This window comes from Pedobacter antarcticus, from assembly GCF_900103515.1.
In the GTDB taxonomy this organism is placed as follows: Bacteria; Bacteroidota; Bacteroidia; order Sphingobacteriales; family Sphingobacteriaceae; genus Pedobacter; species Pedobacter antarcticus.
Window position 1 is genome coordinate 72,654 of the sequence record NZ_FNGZ01000005.1, and the last position, 19,256, is coordinate 91,909.

Here is a 19,256-nt window from a genome sequence, read left to right on the forward strand (position 1 = left end):
CCAATACTATGAAATCAAGTCATTTTATAAAGTTCGTTTTTACTGTACTAGGCTGTCTAAGCTTAGTTTTAACTGGTAATTTCACTCAAGCAGCCAACTATATGAAACCAAATAACACACAAATCAAGATTCTGGTACTGTTCAATTCAGAAAATGGAAGCACCTACCGGATGGCACAGGCCATAGCAAGGGGTATAAATTCCTATCCCGGAGCAAAAGCTATTCTCAAACAAGTGCCAAGAATTATGGCCTTGAAAGATGAGCAGACAAAGTCATTTGCTGCTGTGCCCTATGCGACAATTAATGAATTGCCGCTGTACGATGGCATCGCCTTTGGTTCTGCAGTACACTTTGGTAATATGACTGCAGATATGCGCTATTTTCTGGATCAGTCAGTTACGATCTGGACGCAGCGAAAACTAGAAGGTGTCCCTGCAACAGTATTTATGTCGGCAGGCAGCGGAGCAGGCAGGGAAGGCGCAATTCTCTCTTTCTGGAATACGCTGGCTGTACATGGAATGCTGATCGTACCGGTAGGAATTAACGGCACTTCGGAAATTGACCAGTCTGTACCTCAGGGGAACACTGTTTTCGGAGCCTCTTCCCTTACCGGAAATAAAATGAGTCCCAGACCTTCAGAAGGAGAATTGCAAATTGCCAAATTGCAGGGTTATGCCTTAGCAAAAGCTGCGAAAGGACATCGGCTAACTTCAGAAGCAACAGCTGAAATTGTTCCGGCTTTGCAGGAAAATCAAATAGAAGCAAAGTTGAAAGCATTAAATATTGAACTGCCGGAGGCACCAGCACCTGTGGGAAATTATAAACCCTACCGGATCAGCGGAAATCAGGTATTTATTAATCAGGTAGCCTTGATCAATGGAAAAATAGCCCATCCCGGTATTATCGGAACCGACGTTTCGCAGGAGCAGGCCAAAGAAGCGACCCGGCAAACCATGCTGAACGTGCTCAGCGTCTTAAAGCAGGCAACAGGTGGAGACCTTAACCGCGTCAGACAGGCAGTTCAGCTAACCGGCTTTTTTAATACAGCCGCCGGATATGATAATCATGCAGTGTTAATGAATGAAGCGTCAAATCTCCTTGTTGAAATTATGGGAGAATCCGGTATGCATACCAGAGGAACTGTAGGAGCCTCCTCTTTGCCTTTAAATTCAGCGGTTGAAATACAGGCAATATTCGAATTAAAGGATTAGTCCTGTCCTTTTCCTGTTTCTTTTAACAGTAAACTTAAAATGATGGCAATACTAATGCCTGCTATCCAGAAAAATGCAGAGTACTGAAAATGCAATGATTTTTCCATTTCCAGTACAGGGGTTTTTCCGAAAAGCTTTCCAAAAACAGGACTGATCAGTGTGGTTACTCCAAAAGTGATAAAATTTATCGCACCAGTTGCGCTGCCTTTTACTTCGTCAGGATTAGACTCTTTGATTACCGAGTAGGGTATCATCGCAGCTCCCGATGCCACACCGAATATAAAGTTTGATACATATATACTGCATAAGTCTGGCAGAAACAGAATCTGAAGTATCGCTAAAATCATGAGACAGGCACCGCCAATTAGCACCGGTTTGCGTTTGCCTATTCTGTCGGTTATGAAGCCCAGAAGCGGACAACCCAGCACCCATCCCAATGGAATCATAGAGCTGGCAATGGCTGCCTGATGAAAAGTGAAAGCTTTATCCTGCTGGAAGAAGGCAACACCCCAGGTCATTGCAAAGATAGTTGTAGGTGCAAAAAGCAATCCTGAAATCAGACCGCATAACCAGGATTGAGGGTTAGAAAAGACGACTTTATAGGGGTCGAGTAAGCCGACAAGACGTTTAGACTTTTGTGGCGGCTGTTCCTGTGCAGTAGGTTTTGGGATAGTCAGCAGCAATCCAAAAGCCACCAGAATGGTTACTACTCCAGATCCGATCCAGAAGGTTTGCTGACTGAGTCCGGCTGTGAGCCAAGGGCCAACTACAAACTGTCCCGCAGATCCACCCAGCATGCCAACACACTGGGTAAAGCCAATGGCGGTGGCGAGTGATCGCGGGGAGAATCCTTTTGATGCAAGATATACACAGCCCGGAAACGCGAAAGCACAGCCGGCGCCCTGAAGTAAACGTCCTGTAATTCCTGCATACTGGCTGGAAATTACAAAAAGCAGACAGCCGACTCCCAGGATGAGCGTGCCGGTGAACAACGAATATTTAGCGCCGAATTTGTCTAATGCTATTCCGGCGATAAGGCTGACAGTAGAATAAGTAATATAATAAGTTCCTATAATGGAGATCAGGCCACCGGTGTCTACACCAAAAACCTGTGAGAGTTCCGGGATCATTACAGCGGGGGCAGAACGTATCACGTAGTCCAGAAAATAGAAAAGTAAGCCAAAACACCAGGCAATAATATAGATGTTAGGGGTAGAAGACAGCGGGGTAGTTTTGGATGTATTCATCATTAGGATGCTCAGTAAATCGCAGTAAAATTAATCAATTCATCCCATTACCAGATTAAACTATTTACTAAATTGCCCTGTTTTAAAGACTCAAAAAACAATTTAAAAAATGGAAAATCAGACTTCGAGAGATACAGAACTTAAATTATTTATGATTTTATTAGGCTCAAAAGCTCCGGGGAGACATGTAGAACAGCATGATTACTTTTTCGGGATTGCTCCGCATTTGAAAGATCTGGTACCTGAAATTAAAGCCTTTTGGTTGGAAGCAGGTGAGAAAATCCATATAGATGCATGGCGTGAAGTAAATACCGTGGAAGGTTTTAAAGTCACAATACAAATAAACTCAGGGCAGCCGGCCGAAGAACAGCATTCCAGATTATTCTTTATAAATCTTGGCGGTTATCAGCGGAATAAATTTGAAGAACAGCATTACCCCATTCTAACTGTTAGGGATAGTATGGCTGAGGCCTCCAGAACTGCGAAGGATACGTTGTTTTTTAAAGAGAATCATTTTGAAGGGGCTACCTCTCATATCGATGATAAATATGGCGTTGATGTAGACGATCTCTATCAAATTGAAGATATCCTCGCCCCGGGGCAGAAAGCTAAGTACCGGATTGTGCTACAACCGGCTGAGGGCTTAAAAGAGGATGAAATTCATTTGGGATATTTGAAACTGGGCAGTCTGGTTAAACTTTGACCGGAGCTGACGGCATCCGCACCGACCTATGATAAACTTCCTGATGCCGCATCCAGAGCTGAGCATTTCAGAGATACTTTTAAGCAGGGCGCAGATATTCTGGAATCTGATTTGCCTGTTGAGGTTGCAGAAGCGATAGGTAAAATGATTCCTGAATCCAGTCATCAAGAGCGGTATATTACGCGGAAAAAATAGAAAATATCTATTTGTATTTAATTTTTGGGGAGCAATGTTTAAAAAACTTTGCTCCTTTTCTTTTATAATTAAAGGTTAATTTTGAGTTTTTTTCAATTTGTAACTGTTTTGCATTCCTTCGGGGTTGCGATACCCTTGGTATACCCTTCCTTTACCCTTGCGATACCCTTGGTATACCCTTTGGGTAAAGGAAGGGTATACCAAGGGTATCGCAAGGGTATATCAACCCTGTCTAATAAAGAAATAAATTCCGTTTTATTATGAACTTTAAATAAATAATAATTATATTGGGTTAATAATTATCTTCAAAATTTAACCTTCTTATGGAGTTGACATGTCAAAACAAAATAAAACAATAACTGAATCTGCAAGAACAGTTAGTTATATGCTAAACAATAAAAGAGTAACCCGGGGTGTCGGTTTATTTAAAGATAGACAAAGTATAGGGCAGCTGGCGGTACGTGAGGCTACCCGGATCAGTACAGCGTTTCTGAAAACAGTAAAGGATTTCATAGAAATTACTTTTGAACCTGCTGCGGCCCTAAAGAAGGACAATGCCTGGAATATTGCAAGTTCCCGGATCAGAAAAGAAGCGATAAGAGGTTTATACCCCGAACAGCAGATAGATTTCAGCTCACTCTGCCTCAGTCAGGGAGATTTGCCGCCGGTAGATAACCTGGAATTGAAGGTCGAAAAAGATCGTCTGGAATACAGCTGGAATCCTGGGAATACGCGGAATGGGATGTTATGGAATGATAAAGTAATGTTGTTGGTGTACTTCCCGGAAATCAAGAAAGCTGAATTTATTTTAAGCGGGGCAAACCGCAATGAGGGCAAGCAGATCTTTATACCGCTTAAATTTGCAATACCAAGGGTAATTGAAACCTATTTAACATTTATATCTTCTAATCATAAGACTGTTTCTGACAGTGTTTATACAGGGCGTCTGATCTGGTAAAATAATTTTAAAGGAATCACAATGGCAAAATATATACCTGGTCAGCTTGGCCGCATTGAAGGTAAATTAGGCGAGCTGGTACTTTACCAGAGGCGTGGCATTCCTGTTGTAAAACGCAGGCCTGGGAAAAGGAAATTAAAAGCCTCTGCCAGTCAAATGCTTCAACAAGAGAAATTTATTCTGGCTACGAGGTTTCTCAGTCAGGTCAGAGCGGTAATATCCCTGGGTTACAGGGATAGAAAAACCAGTATGACGGTACAAAACCGGGCAATAGGAAATTTTCTCCGCAATATCTTTCAGCATGCCGAAGGAGGTGTTCTCATGGATTATACAAAGGTGCTGATAGCTGACGGAGAGCTGGATTGTCTGTATGAGACACAAGTAACTGCATTAAAAGGGAATTTTATGCAGCTCACCTGGCTTGAGCAAAGATATCTGCAATCGGGTGTTTCCGGGGAAGATCAGGTTTGTCTGCTCTTTTATAATCAGGAAAAAGAGATTTCATACCTGCAGGAATCTGCGGGTAAACGATCGGATTGTGAACTCAGTTTACAGCTGCCTGAATTTATGTCAGATCTGAATTTTCATATCTGGGTGTTTGTAATTTCGGAAAGTGGAAAAGAAGTCTCGTCGTCTTTTTATACAGGTAATTACACTGTCATTCGCTAATGCATCTTGCTTTTTTGGTTAATCAGGTTCTTCCCGGAAAGCAATTTGATAAAATTGCTATATTTGGAACAATGAATAAGATTAAATACTTGTTGCTGTTTGTGGTTATAACAGCAGCTTTCGCATCCTGTAAAAAGTTCGGTGCTGTCGATAATTTCGATCATGCCGGACAGTTTATCACCGACACGACGTTAATTCGTAAGTTTATTACGGAGAATGAGATTCCGGCAATAAAACATGAATCCGGAGTTTTCTACCAGATTATTGATCCAGGTGAAGGTGATGTAAAGTATACCATTGATACCAAAGTCTCCGCTGAATACGAAGGACGTTTATTAAACGGAACTGTTTTCGATAAATCAAAAGGCACGCCGATATCATTTACGCTTGGAAGAGTAATTGCAGGCTGGCAGATAGGCATTCCCCTGATTCAAAAAGGTGGTAAGATCCGTTTGTTAATACCGTCTCAATATGGTTATAGTAACTCTTCAGCGGGATCCATTCCACCTAGCTCTGTGCTGGATTTTACCGTTCACCTGGATGATGTAATTAATAACTAGAATTAAAAAATAACAAAGCCGGCTGCCTCGTTCAGCCGGCTTTGTAAACTGCATTAAATCCGGTACCTTCAATAACAATTGTTTTGATATGAACCGTATTTCTATTTGCACCCTTGCCAGCATCATTCTGTTTTCTATCGCTGCGCAGAAGTTGGCTGCACAATCTAAGCCGGTAGAAAAAGAGCTGCAGGAACTAATGCTAAAGTTTCAGGCAATAGGACTTAACGTCGCTGTTGTGAAAAGTGGTAAAATTATCTATCAGCATGCTTTTGGTCTGAAAAGCAGAGAGGCCGGAACCAGTCTGGCAATGAATAACCTTTTCAGAATCGCATCAATTTCCAAATCTTTCTCTGCTACAGCAATTATGCAGCTTGTTGAATCGGGCAAGGTTTCACTGGATGCCGATTTTGGCGAGCTCATAGGGTTCCGCCTGAGAAACCCGAAATTTCCGCAAACCCCAATTACACTGCGGATGGTTTTATCCCATACCTCCAGTATTAATGATAGTCAGGGATATTTCAACTTTGATATTATCAACCCGGAAAAGAATCCGGATTGGGAGAAATGTTACGATGCGTATGAACCCGGCAAAGGTTATGCTTATTGCAATCTCAATTTTAATATGGCTGGTGCCGTTATAGAAAAGCTTTCGGGCGAACGTTTTGACCGGTATATCCAGAATCATATTCTTCGCCCACTTCAAATTAAGGGAGGTTACAACATTGACTCCCTGGATAAGAACTTGTTTACTACGCTATACGAGTTCGATAGTGTTTCCCGGAAATTTTTAGCAGCCCCGCCGCATATAGCCCGCGTACAGAAGAGATCAGCACCTACATTCAGGGGTATAACACACCAGTATTTTCTCCAACCGGAGGAATGAAGATTTCGGTTCCGGATCTTGCGGCGTATATGGCTATGCACATGAACAAAGGGAAATATCCCGGAGGGATTATCATCTCGCCGGAAAGTGAAAAAATTATGCAGACTGAAGTTCCCTTCTCAGATCATTATGGACTGGCTTTAATGACCAGAAGGGATGTGATACCAGGTAAGGTACTTAAAGGGCACACCGGATCGGCTTACGGTCTTTATAGTATGATGATGTTTCAACCTGAGGAACAGTTCGGTATCGTGGCGGTAACTAATGGCTGTAATGTAGACGAGGTAGATGGTTTGAATCCATTTTTGCAACAAGTAGCGTGGAGTCTTTACAGAAACCTCTTGGAATAATGTTTAAATTTGTTAATAGTTTAAACCCGAAGAATATAATTACATGAAAATATCCCCGTTCCAGAAAGATAAAAGTGGTAGGTTATGGTTTGTTTTTCAACTGCTGATACTTTGTTTTATTACGCTGACGTCTTCTGCCCAAACCGGTATTAATGTTGTCTCTGCAGAAGAATTTCAACTTCAGCTTAACACTAGCTCAAAGCCTCAGCTTATTGATGTTCGTACGCCTGATGAGTTTAAAACTTCACACCTGAAGAATGCTGTGAATTATAATTTTAATGCTGAACAGTTCAAAGATCAGCTGGCAAAGCTAGATAAAAATGCACCGGTCTACATCTATTGCAAAGGAGGAGGCAGAAGTGCAGCGGCTGTAAAACAGATGGAGAAATTGGGTTTTACCCAGGTAACTGAACTGAAAGGCGGTATCATGTCTTGGGAACAAAATGACTTACCTGTGGAAACTGGTAATGTAAAAAAAGGGGATTCTTATCTGGCAGCAGATTTCAATGAACTGCTTGCCGCGCATCAATATTTACTGGTAGATTTTTATGCAGAATGGTGTCTTCCCTGTAAGAAAATGGAGCCTGCACTGGCTAAATTGAAAACACAGTACCAGGGAGATGTTGCCATAGAAAGGGTAGATGTAGATAAAGCTAAGGACCTGGCTAAAACACTTAAAATAGAAGGACTTCCAGCAGTTGCCGTCTATCGTGATGGTGTTGAAATAAAAAGGGTTACAGGGTATCAGTCTGAAAAAGAGCTGATCGGGCTGATCGAACTGCTGAAAAAATAAAAAGAGGGCCCTTCCCAGAAGCCCTCTTTTGTAGATTATGATGTTATTTTTCTTCTGATCTTATGTCCGACGGTCGCATAAAATAAGATGAAGGCATAACATGGCACCAGTATCCAATAGGCTTCCTGAGCACTAAATTTGTCTACAAGACTACCATAAATCAATGGTACAATTGCACCCCCTGCTATACCCATAATCAGAAGGGAAGAACCTACCTTGGTAAACCTGCCCAAGCCTGCTAATGCCAGCGGCCAGATTGCAGGCCACATCAACGAATTTGAGAATCCTAAGAATGCAATACATAATACAGAAACATATCCATGGGTAAATATCGCTGCCAGTGCAAACACAATTCCTAAAATAGCCGAAACAACCAATGCTTTATCTTGTGAGAAGTATTTTGGAATACATAATATCCCGACAATATATCCGGCAATCATAGCGAAGAGCGTGCAGGTAGTAAAGAATTTTGCGGTGGACAGTGAAATATGCTGTGAAACGCCATAACTGATAATCGAATCTCCGGCCAGAACTTCTACACCGACATAAAGGAATAAAGTGATTACACCCAGAATTAAGTGTGGAAACTGTAATACAGAAGTTTTCCCTACGTTGGCTGTCGCCACACTTTCATCTTCCTTATCGGTATCAATCTCAGGAAGGGTCGAGAAATAGATCCAGGTTGCCAGAATAAGAAGAACAATAACAATAATAATATAAGGCATAATTACTCTTGTAGCCAGTTCATTCAGCTGTTCAGCTTTTACGGCTTCAGTTAAGGTATGCAGTCTCGCCGTTAGTGCATCGGCATCTTTTAGCGCTACCGCGCCCAGCGCAATTGGTGCGATACCTCCCGCAACTTTATTACAGATACCCATAATACTGATTCGTTTGGCTGCGCTTTCCAATGGCCCCAGAATAGTAATATATGGGTTAGATGCGGTTTGCAGTAAGGCAAGTCCCGTACCCTGGACAAACAGGCCAAGCAGGAATAGTCCATAAGTTCTCGTTAGCGCTGCGGGTATGAAGATTAAGGCACCCAGTGCAATTACAACCAACCCGAAAGACATTCCTTTTTTAAAGCCGGTTGCCTTGAGCACCATAGCTGACGGAACTGCCATAACCAGATAAGCAATATAAAATGCGAATGCCACCAGGTAAGATTCGAAATTATTTAATTCGCATGCAATTTTCAAGTATGGAATTAATACTGAATTCAGCCAGGTGATAAAGCCGAATATAAAGAACAAGATACCGATAATTGCAATTGGCGGTATGCCTGCTTTGGGGGACGGCTGTGTCAAAGTAGTAGAGTGTTGGTTCATGTTTCAGATTTTATATTTGGTTAAATGTTAGCTGTCCGAAATATTCGGGCAGGTGGAAATCAGGTTCTTCTGTCTGGATGTTATTCCAGGCAAGGTAATGAGGTTCAGTTAGCTCATCGCCGCATTTGTAAAAATTAGCTTTGCAAGTCAGTCCTGCGAAAGTTGGTATGTCATGTTTGCAGAATACAGTTGTTGGAATTTCAGCGATAAGTTCCCAGCTAATGCCGGTCAGTTCAGCTCCCCGGGTAATTTTTACCGTTCGCCTGATCTGGGAGGCAACTTCTTCGGGAAGTAATTCCCGCGTTCTGCCTGGGCCGTAACCAGCCAGAACGGTACCTGTACAATTGAATTCAAAGTTATAGTAACTATTTTCTCCGGGCAGCTGCAGAAAGAATTCTACGCAGGAGTCTTCATAGACGGGTGTATTAACAGCCGTGTTGACGGCTCTGATCTCTTTTTCGCTAATCTGGAAAAGCACAAAAATAGATGAGTTATGGTAAGCGATACTGAAAACGGCCTGAGGAACGGAAGACCCGGATGGCCAGGGTTGCTGATCAATAAAGCTGCTGGCCGAGTCATAGAGGAATTGTTCCAATGGCTTGCCGGCAGGGATACAGGGCACGGTTAGTGTCTTCATTTATCAAATATATACATCTATTATATAGAATGATTTACACAAACGCTTGCGTAATTTTCATTTTACCAATTTAATTAAATGACTGAAATTATACACTATGTCAGCGAAAAAAATAGAATTGCCTCTCAAAACTGCTTTAAAGGGGCAATTGAATGAAATGAATATCTTGAAAATCAGTTAATTGCTTATCTTTAAGATGTTGGTTTATACACTAAAACTCAAATGAATGGCATTATTCGAATTAAACTCAGATCGCAGGTTCAGCTATCAAAACCAATTTTTGGCAGCAAAGCAACATGCAGAGGCGGAAAAAAAACATTTCCATTTTCTGGCGAACCTGTTACCTGGTTTAATCTGGACTGCCGATTCAGATGGTAAAATTGACTATGTTAATCAGCGGTTTGCTTCTTATTTTAACCTGGGCACCCATTCTGTGGATTTCCGGATCATTTTGTCCAGGGTACACCAGCAGGACAAAGCAACATTGATTAAAGCGTGGCTTAAAAGTATAGAAAACGAAGTGCCATTACAGGTGCAGGCACGTTTGGAAAATGATCAGCAGGTATTTGTCTGGTATCAGATCAGCGCAACTCCTTATCAAGAACAAAATGGGAAAGTGCAGAAATGGTTTGGATTATGTGCAGATATTGACACGCATATTGCAGCGTTGCAGCAAAAAGAAGAGTTTATAAGCATAGCTAGTCATGAATTGAAAACCCCGGTTACCAGCCTTAAGGCCAGTTTGCAGATTCTAGACAAAATGTTAAGTGTCTCCTGCGATAAGAAAGTAACGGCTCTTTTAAATACAGCGATTAAAAGTGCCGATAAGGTATCATTCCTGATCAATGATCTTTTAAATGCCAGTCAGTACAATGCCGCGCAGCTGCAGCTCAGAAAATCATGGTTTTCAGTTAGCTTACTTACAGAAGATTGTAAGATCGTGGCAAAACATGCCGGATGCGAACTGGTAATACAGGATAGGAGTTCATTGAGTATCTATGCAGATTCATTGAGAATCGAGCAGGTGCTGGTTAATCTGGTCAACAATGCAATTAAATATGCGCCTGACAGTGGTGTTATTCTACTTGAGGTAGAAGAGGTCCGGGGATATGCTGTGATTTCGGTAACTGATAAGGGTCCTGGTATTTCTGCAGCAAAAGTCAGTCAGGTTTTTCAGCGTTACTACCAGGTCGACAGTAAAGGCGGCCAGTACACCGGCCTTGGATTAGGTCTTTATATCTGCTCGGAAATTATCAAAAAGCATGGCGGGGAAATCGGCGTGCGTAGTGTTGAGGGAGAAGGTAGTACTTTTTGGTTCAGCCTGCCGATGGGACAGCCACGGTACATTTAACTACTATAGAGCTTTCGTCACGTAAGTGACAGATAATCTTAAAAACTTCTGTTTATTCGTGTAAATCGGCCTCTAATGCCTGATTTTTCAATGGAAATTCATATATTGAAAACGACACACGAAATATTAAAACTGAAATCTATTGATTAAACTATGCTCATAGCCGTACTCTCAGGTATATTATTTGCTTTATTATTCCTGTTTTTCAGGCTTCAAAATGGCTGGTTAAGATTCATTCCTGCATTTCTTCCACTTTCATTGCTGATCTACTTTTCTACCTGGTTACCTGAGGTAACAGGAGGACAAGAAATTCTGTTTAAATATAGTTGGATTCCCGCAATGGGCGTAAACCTGGACTTTAAACTGGATGGGCTCGCCATGCTCTTCAGTCTGATGATTACAGGAATCGGAACGCTGGTATATATCTATGCCGCTGCCTATCTTTCTGACCGAAGCCAGATACATAAATTCTTTAGCTGTCTAAGTCTGTTTATGGCTGCCATGCTTGGGCTGGTATTGTCTGACAACCTCCTGGTACTGTTTATTTTCTGGGAACTGACCAGTATCAGCTCTTTCTTTCTAATCGGCTGGAATACAAAAGAAGAAGCGTCACGTAAGAGCGCTGTGCTTGCGCTGGCCATCACAGGCGGGGGAGGGTTTTTACTGCTCGCCGGTGTTCTACTGATGGGTAATGTGGGTAGTTCTTACTCTATTCAAGCATTAACAGCTGCATCAGCTACACTGAAACAGCATAGTTCATACGTATTGATGCTGTGTTTTGTTTTCGCAGGGGCATTTACAAAATCTGCTATGTTCCCGTTCCATTTCTGGTTGCCAGGGGCCATGAAAGCGCCAACACCAGTATCCGCTTATCTGCATTCCGCAACCATGGTTAAAGCTGGTATATACCTGCTGTTCAGATTGAGTCCGGTGCTTGGCGGAGAGCCTTTATGGAACTACACGCTAATGATAGTAGGTGGGTTTACATTATTATATGCTTCTTTTCAATCATTGTTCCGTACAGATCTGAAAGGCGTACTTGCTTATTCAACAATTGCTGCACTCGGCCTTATTGTATTGCTAATTGGCATAGGTACAACGGAGTCTTTCCTGGCTGCTGCGGTATTTATTCTGGTTCATGCGCTTTATAAAGCAGCATTGTTCCTATGTACCGGTATTATTGATCATGCCGTGCATTCCCGTGATCTGACTAAACTCAGTGGTCTTCGTAAAATAATGATGCCGGTAGCAATCGCTGCTGGTATTGCTGCATTATCAAGTGCTGGAATTCCGTTTACCTTCGGGTTTATCGGGAAGGATCTTATTTATGAGGCGACCATGCATACAGGAATGCTTGCTATACAGCTCACAGGACTGGTTCTTGTTGCGAATATTCTTTTGTCTTATGCTGGTTATATCGCTGGATTCAGGCCGTTTGCAGGGGCATTACCGGAAGCTTACGCCGATACTGCTAAACCTGGTTTCCTTTTATGGGGGCCGCCAGCACTGCTGGCTGTGCTTAGTCTGTTCTTTGGGTTTTTTCCTGCATTAAGTAGTCCGCTGGTCAATGCAGTTGTTTCGGCTGCCGGTGGGAATCCGGCTTTACCCGATCTTAAATTGTGGCATGGGTTCAACCTGATACTCCTGCTTAGCGGAGTAACCGTGGTGGGAGGTTTCTTGCTTTATCTGCTGCGGAAGCCTGCCGATTCTCAATTGCAGTTTATGGATAGGTTTGAGCCATTTTCAGCCAGGAGTTTCTTCCTCGGCTTAGCTGAAGGCATCAAAAAGATTTCACATTATTTTACCTGCAAACTGCAAAATGGCTATCTGCGGAACTATATGATCACGATCATTTCTTTCCTGCTTATATTACTGTGCTGGAAGCTGGTTAAGCTTATTCCGAATTCGATAGATTTCAGTACTATGACACCGGTAAGTATGTACGATGTAGTGATTCTTGTTATGATGGTCTCTGCAATTTTTGTACTGATGTTTACTTCTTCCAGATTAACGTCTATCATTTCATTAAGTATTGTTGGATACAGTATCTGTCTGCTTTTTGTTTTTTATGGAGCACCAGACCTGGCTATGACTCAGTTTACTATAGATACGCTGACAGCCGTATTATTCATGCTTATACTATTGAAATTACCGCCATTTCTAACACTGACTAATAAAGCGATCAAGATAAGAGACGCAATTATCTCCGCCATTTTTGGTGGAGTAATCTCTATGATTGCTTTCCTGGTACTACAGGAACCTACACATAAAACAATCAGCCGGTTTTACGCCGATAATGCCTATTCGCTGGCTAAAGGTAAAAATGTCGTAAATGTTATTCTTGTAGATTTCAGGGGTTCGGATACACTAATTGAAATTACAGTTTTAACAATAGCTGCCCTGGGTGTTTACAGTATGCTTAAATTAAAAATAAGTTCATCAGAAAAGGAATAATATGAATTCAATCATTTTAAGAACTGCTTCCAATTACCTCCTGCCTATGCTGATACTTTTTTCGGTATTTGTACTCTTACGTGGTCATTATGAACCAGGTGGTGGATTTGTTGGCGGTCTTGTAGCAGCAATCGCTTTTGTTTTACATTCCTTCGCCCATGGGTTAAAAGAAACCAGGAGATTCCTGCGTATTCATCCGGGTGTGTTTATTCCGATTGGTCTGTCGCTGTCTCTAATTAGTGCTGTAGTACCTATGTTTGCCGGACAATCTCTAATGACAGGTCTCTGGTTTAATGAACCTGTCCCGGTGATCGGACTGATCGGCTCGGCACTGTTTTTTGAACTTGGTGTTTACTTCGTGGTTTTTGGAGTGACCCTGACGATGTTATTCACCATAACTGAAAGTGTTTAATTATGGAGTTTCTACTTGTTTTACTAATCGGTTTATTATACGCATCAGGTACGTATATGATGTTTAGAAGGAGTATGGTAAAGTTACTGCTTGGGTTAATCCTAATCGGTAATGGTGCTAATCTGCTTATTTTTCTAGTGGGGGATATTAATAAAGGTAACCCTCCGGTAATCCCACGGGATTTCAGTTCTCTGCAAGGGGTTTATTCTGACCCCATTCCGCAGGCATTGATTTTAACAGCAATTGTCATCAGTTTTGGACTGCAGGCTTTCGCTATTGTATTATTAAAAAGAGTATATCTGGTTACAGGTACTGATGACCTGGACCAACTTAATTCAGACGATCAGGACATATGACAGATCCATTTATTATTCTTCCGGTACTGCTGCATTTGCTGACTGCCATTTTATTGATCTTTTGCTGGAAAAAAGTAAGGGCGCAGAAAATAATCAGTGTTGCCGGTAATCTTGTAATTGTATTATTAGCTTTCGGTCTTTGGATGAAAGTCTGGAACCTTGGTATTTTAACTATGCAGGGCGGGGGATGGGAAGCACCTTTTGGAATTACCTTTGCAGCAGATACCTTATCGGCGACCCTAATGCTGCTGACTGGAATTGCTGGTTTGGCTGTAGCTATATATTCCTGCGCCGGAATTACTAAAAACAGGATACAATTTGGGTATTTTCCGATTGTACATTTTTTACTCATGGGACTAAACGGCGCGTTCCTGGCCGGAGATATCTTTAACTTGTACGTTTGGTTTGAGGTTATCATTATCTCTTCTTTTGTACTAATGACCCTGGGGGGGAGAAAACCGCAGCTGGAGGGTGCAATCAATTACGTAACCATGAACCTGCTGGCATCGGTTATCTTTTTAACCGCGATAGGCATACTTTACGGCCTTACGGGAAGTCTGAATATGGCAGATCTTTCGATCAAGATTGCAGATATAGAAAACCGCGAGCTGGTGCATGTAACTGCTATACTTTTCTTTGTCGGATTTGGTATTAAATCTGCAGTTTTTCCGCTGTATTTTTGGTTGCCATCGTCTTATAATACACCACCTTCTGCCATTGCAGCCATTTTTGGTGGTTTGTTAACTAAAGTTGGAATTTATGCGCTAATGCGTGTATTTACACTGATTTATATTCCGGATTCATTTTTAAAAGGTGTGTTCTTGTTTGTTGCCGGTGCAACACTGGTTACAGGGGCTCTCGGTGCCCTGGGTAAAACGGATATTCGTAGATTGCTGTCTTATCTTATTATCTGTCATATCGGCTATATGCTGGCCGGGCTGGCCTTATATACGGAGCAAGCAATGACTGGAGCTTTGTTTTATCTCTTCCATGACATCGTTATTAAAACAAACTTGTTTCTAATAGCCGGACTGATTTATAAAATAGCCGGTACTTATAAAATGTCGGAACTTGGGGGCATCTACAGGCGTTATCCAAAGCTTTCCCTGGTTATGGCAGCTGTCTTCTTTTCCCTGGTGGGAATTCCTCCGCTTTCTGGTTTCTGGCCAAAGCTGTACCTGATTAGCGAAAGTTTGAATTCCGGTTCCTATATACTGCTTGCCTCTATTTTAATTGCAAGTTTCATTACAATGTATGTAATAGCGAAATTATGGGCTGAAGTTTTCTGGAAAGAACCAATGGTTGTAACAGATCTGAAAGCTGCGGGATTTGATGCTTTAAGTAATTTTAAAAAGCAATTACTGGTTATTCCTGTTATTGCACTTACAGCGCTTACTTTATATATGGGGTTCGGTGCACAACATATTGCAGTATTGGCGGAGCGAATTTCTACGGAGCTCTTCCACCACCAGCCTTATATTGATGCGGTATTTGAACCAAAAAATTAACCTTTAAACTCTTTACATTATGATTAAGCAGTTTTTAATGAATGTGATGCTCAGTTTTATCTGGGTAGGGCTAACCGGGAGTTTTCTGTTCGTCAATTTCTTCTTTGGTTTTATTCTCAGCTATTTTATACTGATGCTGATGTCCAGAGACAATACTTCGGCATCTAAACAATATTTTGACAGGATACCGAGGATCATAAGTTTCATATTTTATTTTATTTATGAATTGATCAAAGCCAACCTTCAGGTGGCTTATGACGTGGTTACACCTAAGTTTTTTATGAAGCCCGCTATTGTCAGGTTTCCGTTAACTGCCACCTCTGAATTTGAGATCAATCTGCTTGCAAATATTATATCACTTACACCGGGCACTTTAATTCTGGACGTCAGCAATGATAAAAAAGTGCTTTATATACATGTAATGTATATGACAGATAAAGAGAGTTTTATCAAATATCTGCAAAATGGATTTGAGAAAAAGTTATTAGCTATTTTACGATGAGTTTATACACATTTTTATATTATATTATTTTACCCGTCCTGTGTATTTCGGTCTTACTGGTGTTTATTCGCTTTTTGAAAGGACCACATACTGCGGACAGGGTAGTCGCACTGGATCTGCTGCTGACTATCGGAATTGCTATTATCACAATTTATAGCCTGGTTACCGACCAGCCGACTTTTCTGGACGTTGCAATTATTATGGCGCTCATCGGTTTTCTGGGAACCGTAGCGTTTTCGTTTTACCTTGAAAAAAGAGAAAAAAATGAGTGATATTCTGATAATGGCGGGAAGTACGCTGGGTACTTTATTCATACTAATCGCTTCGATTGGCATCTTGCGGATGCCAGATTTCTATCTTCGTCTTTCAGTAACCATTAAAGCTGCCACGCTAGGCGTTGGGCTTGTTCTGGGGAGTGCTGCAGTTTATTTTTCGGAAACTGCCGTAACAACAAAATTATTAGCAATTATTCTATTTCTGCTGCTAACAGCGCCTGTCGCCGCCCATATGATCGGCCGGGCAGCTCATTTTACGGGAAACAAACGTTGGAAGCACACATTATTTGATGATCTTGAGGGCAAATACAATGACGTTACGCATGAACTGAGTAGTGAAGCAACCGAAGAAAAGGACAAAAACGTATAGAAGAGATACATTCAATCATTGTTGTGTCAAAGTGTGTGCAGCTATATCAGATCAGATCTAGAAAAAATATATTTGTTCTCGCGCGGCTGACGGTATTATAGATCCGTTTTCTGTTTAAATAATATCGTTATGAAAAATTTGAAATATCCATTTGTGCTTTTAGTAGTCTTGTTCCTGTCTGTGGCTGCATTTGCCCAGGAGCCCATGCCGGGCTCTGCTATTCCTACTGCGATTTTCTATAACAGGGATAACGGGGTTTTTTCGACCCAACAGATTCCTGGAGGCAAAAAAAGTCTGATTATGTTTTTTGACGCTACCTGCGGACATTGTCAGCAAGTTGCATCTAAGATGAATAAACAGCTGAAGGAATTAGCAAATGTTAATATTTATCTGGTTTCACAGGATGAGTACAGATCTATTGACTATTTCACAAATACATTTGCCAAAGAATTGGTGAAACAGAAAAATGTGAAGGTGGTACAAGATCGTGACCGCGTTTTTATAATGGCATTTCATCCGAAGCAGTACCCTGCTTTATACCTTTATGGACCTGATAAAAAGCTTATTTTTACATCAAGTAAAGACACGGATGTTCCTAAGTTTTTTAAATTGATTAATCCTTAAGTTTATTTTATAGCAAAAGCCTCAGTTTTTTATGAAAAACTGAGGCTTTTTTATTTCAACAGGCTGTGTTTAGCCAATTTTTTCTGTGTGATGAATGGCTACTTTACCATCTAGAAGTTCTGCAGCTTCCTCTGCAAATTTCTGGTGATGTTCTGCACGCTGGTGTAATTCAAATCCTTCCTGATCTGCCCACTCTTCATGAAAGATGAATAAATTAGGTTCGTCTTTGGCCTGGTGCAAATCGTATTGTCTGCAGGCAGCTTCTGCCTGAGATCCTTTGACTAGTTGAAGCAGCAGTTCTTTTAATGCTGCAGATTTTCCTGGCTTTGCCCTAAGAATGGCTGTAAGCAATATGCTCATTTTCAATTATTTTTTTAATGAATAATTCAGTTAAATGTTGTTTGTAACGATTGAGATCTGCATGAATATCAGCATTTTTTTCTACATCATGAAAGTGAATACTTTCTAGGGGTTTCATACCTGTAAATGCATTCATACGGTGGAATCCAAACATAGGCCCTTCGTCGACACTGTGTTCATTAAAAAATTCACCAGGTAATGTAAATGCGGTAGAAGGTGCATTCCATGAGGTAGTAAGCATATATTTTTTGCCCTGCAGCTGTCCGCCTGTTCCGTAATTGATCTGTGGATTCGCTGAAGAACGGCCATCACTGTGGTAAATTCCTTTTTGATGTCCTGCAGTAAATACAACGTCCAGATATTCCTTGAACTTATGTGGCAGTGAGAACCACCACACTGGTGTATGATAAATGATCACGTCCGCCCATACGAAATTTAATACTTCCTGTTCCGGATTATAGGGTTGATTAATATCAGTTGTGCGGATTTCGAATTCTGCAAGGGGCTGGAAGAAGTCTGCAGTTGCTTTACTGATGGTCTGATTAAACCGGCCGCCTGAATGTCCGAAAACCTGACCGCCATTGATGATAAATATTTTTTGAGTTTCCATTTATTTCTTTTTGATACTCAAAGGTATGGACTTCATCTATCTCATTAAAATTATATAAATCATATGTATCTATCATAATTATGATATCAAAAAAGAAAAAACAGGCGGATATATCCGCCCTATCTTTTTCGCATGGTATAGTGTCTATTCTTGTTCTGCTTTGATATGCATAACCTGAAGAATGTTGAATGTTTTTAGTCCGTCAGGCATTTCCCACTGTACCTTCGCGCCTACACGGTAACCTAGTAACGCAATTCCTATAGGTGCAAATACAGACATTTTATTTTTGCGCATATCTGCTTCGGCAGGCAGAACTATTTGAAATGTATACTTCTTACCGCTTACTTCTTCCTGTATTTCAACTTTAGCGTCAATACATACAGCATCTTCAGGTAATTCATTTTCTTTCATTACCTGGGCTGATTCGAGCTCTTGTAATAACTGTTTTTTATTGTAATCAGATAAATTACAGTCCTTAAGGTGTTTTTTTAGCAGATCGAGTTCTTTCTGCAGAATCATTAATTTTTCTGTTTTCATATTTGTTGGTATTTATATTATTTGGAATTTCCGGTATGCGTGTTTACATCCGTAGAAATACAGATGAAAAAACCGGAAAGAATTTGAATAGGAATATAGTCTGATGCTGCTGACAGAAATTACTGTACCCAGAAAAAGCTATGGGGTTGGCCCCAAACCAAGGATGGATTGAGGCTTATATAATAAAGGCCTTGCTGCTTTGCAGAGAGAAATATCTGGAATCAGCATTATAATTATTGGGTACACAGCAAAGCCTGCTGGCGGTCTGCACTTGTGATGCAAAGGTCAGCTCAGGATATAAATAGCTATGTGCAATTGGACTCATTATTACGAAATTGTAAAAATTTAAACTAAGAACCAAGCTTA

The 19,256-nt window shown here is 41.1% G+C and carries 23 protein-coding genes; 17 read left to right on the forward strand and 6 right to left on the reverse strand.

The genetic code is table 11. The features are described from left to right. The first annotated feature begins 8 nt into the window (after positions 1 to 8). Entirely contained in the window at positions 9 to 1,211 is a 1,203-nt protein-coding gene (gene wrbA / locus BLR53_RS11915) for an NAD(P)H:quinone oxidoreductase (RefSeq protein WP_074589952.1), read from the forward strand. Here wrbA and BLR53_RS11920 read toward each other — a convergent pair. Continuing rightward, positions 1,208 to 2,461 carry an MFS transporter gene (locus BLR53_RS11920; RefSeq protein ID WP_201771358.1) on the reverse strand — a complete coding sequence of 418 codons (1,254 nt, stop codon included), beginning with the start codon at positions 2,459 to 2,461 and terminating at the stop codon, positions 1,208 to 1,210. The genes wrbA and BLR53_RS11920 overlap by 4 nt on opposite strands. Positions 2,462 to 2,567: 106 nt before the next feature. Between BLR53_RS11920 and BLR53_RS11925 the strand changes: the two genes are divergently transcribed. The 7 genes from BLR53_RS11925 to BLR53_RS11950 all read left to right on the forward strand — a co-directional run bounded on the left by BLR53_RS11925 (position 2,568) and on the right by BLR53_RS11950 (position 7,569). Continuing rightward, entirely contained in the window at positions 2,568 to 3,161 is a 594-nt protein-coding gene (locus BLR53_RS11925; RefSeq protein ID WP_074589954.1) for a DUF1543 domain-containing protein, read from the forward strand. 529 nt (positions 3,162 to 3,690) lie between these two features. Beyond that, complete coding sequence (locus tag BLR53_RS11930; protein ID WP_037438708.1) at positions 3,691 to 4,314, forward strand: DUF6266 family protein; 624 nt, start codon at positions 3,691 to 3,693, stop codon at positions 4,312 to 4,314. A gap of 21 nt (positions 4,315 to 4,335) precedes the next feature. Next, on the forward strand, positions 4,336 to 4,983 hold the full coding sequence (locus BLR53_RS11935; RefSeq protein ID WP_074589956.1) for a DUF6266 family protein: 648 nt from the start codon (positions 4,336 to 4,338) through the stop codon (positions 4,981 to 4,983). Positions 4,984 to 5,054: 71 nt separating this feature from the next. Continuing rightward, a complete protein-coding gene (locus BLR53_RS11940; RefSeq protein WP_074590201.1) occupies positions 5,055 to 5,543 on the forward strand; it encodes an FKBP-type peptidyl-prolyl cis-trans isomerase in 489 nt (162 codons plus the stop codon). A gap of 88 nt (positions 5,544 to 5,631) precedes the next feature. After that, positions 5,632 to 6,426, forward strand: a complete 795-nt coding sequence (locus BLR53_RS20230; RefSeq protein ID WP_280513384.1) for a serine hydrolase domain-containing protein — start codon at positions 5,632 to 5,634, stop codon at positions 6,424 to 6,426. Then, a complete protein-coding gene (locus tag BLR53_RS20235) occupies positions 6,423 to 6,776 on the forward strand; it encodes a serine hydrolase domain-containing protein (protein ID WP_280513385.1) in 354 nt (117 codons plus the stop codon). Before BLR53_RS20230 ends, BLR53_RS20235 begins: the two co-directional genes overlap by 4 nt. A 43-nt stretch (positions 6,777 to 6,819) precedes the next feature. Then, a complete protein-coding gene (locus BLR53_RS11950; protein WP_083332068.1) occupies positions 6,820 to 7,569 on the forward strand; it encodes a thioredoxin domain-containing protein in 750 nt (249 codons plus the stop codon). Positions 7,570 to 7,604: 35 nt separating this feature from the next. Here BLR53_RS11950 and BLR53_RS11955 read toward each other — a convergent pair whose 3' ends face one another. Both BLR53_RS11955 and BLR53_RS11960 read right to left on the reverse strand, forming a co-directional pair. Then, positions 7,605 to 8,894 carry a sugar MFS transporter gene (locus tag BLR53_RS11955; RefSeq protein ID WP_074589958.1) on the reverse strand — a complete coding sequence of 430 codons (1,290 nt, stop codon included), beginning with the start codon at positions 8,892 to 8,894 and terminating at the stop codon, positions 7,605 to 7,607. A 10-nt stretch (positions 8,895 to 8,904) separates the two neighbouring features. Continuing rightward, a complete protein-coding gene (locus BLR53_RS11960; RefSeq protein ID WP_074589961.1) occupies positions 8,905 to 9,531 on the reverse strand; it encodes a carbohydrate-binding family 9-like protein in 627 nt (208 codons plus the stop codon). Between the two features lie 226 nt (positions 9,532 to 9,757). Here BLR53_RS11960 and BLR53_RS11965 point away from each other — a divergent pair, with 226 nt between their 5' ends. The 9 genes from BLR53_RS11965 (at position 9,758) to BLR53_RS12005 (ending at position 17,383) form a co-directional block, all read left to right on the forward strand. Then, positions 9,758 to 10,882 carry a sensor histidine kinase gene (locus BLR53_RS11965; RefSeq protein WP_074589964.1) on the forward strand — a complete coding sequence of 375 codons (1,125 nt, stop codon included), beginning with the start codon at positions 9,758 to 9,760 and terminating at the stop codon, positions 10,880 to 10,882. A gap of 153 nt (positions 10,883 to 11,035) precedes the next feature. After that, complete coding sequence (gene mbhE, locus BLR53_RS11970; RefSeq protein WP_074589966.1) at positions 11,036 to 13,336, forward strand: hydrogen gas-evolving membrane-bound hydrogenase subunit E; 2,301 nt, start codon at positions 11,036 to 11,038, stop codon at positions 13,334 to 13,336. A 1-nt stretch (position 13,337) separates the two neighbouring features. After that, positions 13,338 to 13,748, forward strand: coding sequence for a Na+/H+ antiporter subunit B (locus BLR53_RS11975; protein WP_074589969.1), 411 nt, complete (start codon positions 13,338 to 13,340; stop codon positions 13,746 to 13,748). A gap of 2 nt (positions 13,749 to 13,750) precedes the next feature. Beyond that, positions 13,751 to 14,104 carry a Na+/H+ antiporter subunit C gene (locus BLR53_RS11980; protein WP_037438720.1) on the forward strand — a complete coding sequence of 118 codons (354 nt, stop codon included), beginning with the start codon at positions 13,751 to 13,753 and terminating at the stop codon, positions 14,102 to 14,104. Continuing rightward, positions 14,101 to 15,612, forward strand: a complete 1,512-nt coding sequence (locus tag BLR53_RS11985; RefSeq protein WP_037438722.1) for a proton-conducting transporter transmembrane domain-containing protein — start codon at positions 14,101 to 14,103, stop codon at positions 15,610 to 15,612. The genes BLR53_RS11980 and BLR53_RS11985 overlap by 4 nt, the downstream gene beginning before the upstream one ends. Positions 15,613 to 15,631: 19 nt before the next feature. Next, positions 15,632 to 16,114 (forward strand): Na+/H+ antiporter subunit E, encoded by a 483-nt coding sequence (locus BLR53_RS11990; protein ID WP_074589971.1) that lies wholly within the window; start codon positions 15,632 to 15,634, stop codon positions 16,112 to 16,114. Next, a complete protein-coding gene (locus BLR53_RS11995; RefSeq protein ID WP_037438726.1) occupies positions 16,111 to 16,386 on the forward strand; it encodes a cation:proton antiporter in 276 nt (91 codons plus the stop codon). The genes BLR53_RS11990 and BLR53_RS11995 overlap by 4 nt, the downstream gene beginning before the upstream one ends. Further along, on the forward strand, positions 16,379 to 16,759 hold the full coding sequence (gene mnhG, locus BLR53_RS12000) for a monovalent cation/H(+) antiporter subunit G (RefSeq protein ID WP_074589974.1): 381 nt from the start codon (positions 16,379 to 16,381) through the stop codon (positions 16,757 to 16,759). The genes BLR53_RS11995 and mnhG overlap by 8 nt, the downstream gene beginning before the upstream one ends. Positions 16,760 to 16,888: 129 nt before the next feature. Continuing rightward, positions 16,889 to 17,383, forward strand: coding sequence for a TlpA family protein disulfide reductase (locus tag BLR53_RS12005; protein ID WP_074589976.1), 495 nt, complete (start codon positions 16,889 to 16,891; stop codon positions 17,381 to 17,383). Between the two features lie 69 nt (positions 17,384 to 17,452). Here BLR53_RS12005 and BLR53_RS12010 read toward each other — a convergent pair whose 3' ends face one another. The 3 genes from BLR53_RS12010 to BLR53_RS12020 all read right to left on the reverse strand — a co-directional run bounded on the left by BLR53_RS12010 (position 17,453) and on the right by BLR53_RS12020 (position 18,890). Then, positions 17,453 to 17,743, reverse strand: a complete 291-nt coding sequence (locus BLR53_RS12010) for a putative quinol monooxygenase (RefSeq protein WP_074589978.1) — start codon at positions 17,741 to 17,743, stop codon at positions 17,453 to 17,455. Beyond that, entirely contained in the window at positions 17,715 to 18,353 is a 639-nt protein-coding gene (locus tag BLR53_RS12015) for an NAD(P)H-dependent oxidoreductase (protein ID WP_037443228.1), read from the reverse strand. Before BLR53_RS12015 ends, BLR53_RS12010 begins: the two co-directional genes overlap by 29 nt. A gap of 144 nt (positions 18,354 to 18,497) precedes the next feature. Next, on the reverse strand, positions 18,498 to 18,890 hold the full coding sequence (locus BLR53_RS12020) for a GreA/GreB family elongation factor (RefSeq protein ID WP_037443230.1): 393 nt from the start codon (positions 18,888 to 18,890) through the stop codon (positions 18,498 to 18,500). Positions 18,891 to 19,256 lie beyond the last annotated feature (366 nt).

Coding starts and splice junctions, on each gene's coding strand:
- BLR53_RS11955 (WP_074589958.1), bottom strand. CDS start 8,894: ATGAACCAACACTCTACTACTTTGACACAGCCGTCCCCCAAAGCAGGC.
- BLR53_RS12015 (WP_037443228.1), bottom strand. CDS start 18,353: ATGGAAACTCAAAAAATATTTATCATCAATGGCGGTCAGGTTTTCGGA.
- BLR53_RS20230 (WP_280513384.1), top strand. CDS start 5,632: ATGAACCGTATTTCTATTTGCACCCTTGCCAGCATCATTCTGTTTTCT.
- mbhE (WP_074589966.1), top strand. CDS start 11,036: ATGCTCATAGCCGTACTCTCAGGTATATTATTTGCTTTATTATTCCTG.
- BLR53_RS11940 (WP_074590201.1), top strand. CDS start 5,055: ATGAATAAGATTAAATACTTGTTGCTGTTTGTGGTTATAACAGCAGCT.
- BLR53_RS11950 (WP_083332068.1), top strand. CDS start 6,820: ATGAAAATATCCCCGTTCCAGAAAGATAAAAGTGGTAGGTTATGGTTT.
- BLR53_RS11935 (WP_074589956.1), top strand. CDS start 4,336: ATGGCAAAATATATACCTGGTCAGCTTGGCCGCATTGAAGGTAAATTA.
- BLR53_RS11920 (WP_201771358.1), bottom strand. CDS start 2,461: ATGATGAATACATCCAAAACTACCCCGCTGTCTTCTACCCCTAACATC.
- mnhG (WP_074589974.1), top strand. CDS start 16,379: ATGAGTGATATTCTGATAATGGCGGGAAGTACGCTGGGTACTTTATTC.
- BLR53_RS12010 (WP_074589978.1), bottom strand. CDS start 17,743: ATGAGCATATTGCTTACAGCCATTCTTAGGGCAAAGCCAGGAAAATCT.
- BLR53_RS11965 (WP_074589964.1), top strand. CDS start 9,758: ATGGCATTATTCGAATTAAACTCAGATCGCAGGTTCAGCTATCAAAAC.
- wrbA (WP_074589952.1), top strand. CDS start 9: ATGAAATCAAGTCATTTTATAAAGTTCGTTTTTACTGTACTAGGCTGT.
- BLR53_RS11975 (WP_074589969.1), top strand. CDS start 13,338: ATGAATTCAATCATTTTAAGAACTGCTTCCAATTACCTCCTGCCTATG.
- BLR53_RS20235 (WP_280513385.1), top strand. CDS start 6,423: ATGAAGATTTCGGTTCCGGATCTTGCGGCGTATATGGCTATGCACATG.
- BLR53_RS12020 (WP_037443230.1), bottom strand. CDS start 18,890: ATGAAAACAGAAAAATTAATGATTCTGCAGAAAGAACTCGATCTGCTA.
- BLR53_RS11985 (WP_037438722.1), top strand. CDS start 14,101: ATGACAGATCCATTTATTATTCTTCCGGTACTGCTGCATTTGCTGACT.
- BLR53_RS12005 (WP_074589976.1), top strand. CDS start 16,889: ATGAAAAATTTGAAATATCCATTTGTGCTTTTAGTAGTCTTGTTCCTG.
- BLR53_RS11980 (WP_037438720.1), top strand. CDS start 13,751: ATGGAGTTTCTACTTGTTTTACTAATCGGTTTATTATACGCATCAGGT.
- BLR53_RS11995 (WP_037438726.1), top strand. CDS start 16,111: ATGAGTTTATACACATTTTTATATTATATTATTTTACCCGTCCTGTGT.
- BLR53_RS11930 (WP_037438708.1), top strand. CDS start 3,691: ATGTCAAAACAAAATAAAACAATAACTGAATCTGCAAGAACAGTTAGT.
- BLR53_RS11990 (WP_074589971.1), top strand. CDS start 15,632: ATGATTAAGCAGTTTTTAATGAATGTGATGCTCAGTTTTATCTGGGTA.
- BLR53_RS11925 (WP_074589954.1), top strand. CDS start 2,568: ATGGAAAATCAGACTTCGAGAGATACAGAACTTAAATTATTTATGATT.
- BLR53_RS11960 (WP_074589961.1), bottom strand. CDS start 9,531: ATGAAGACACTAACCGTGCCCTGTATCCCTGCCGGCAAGCCATTGGAA.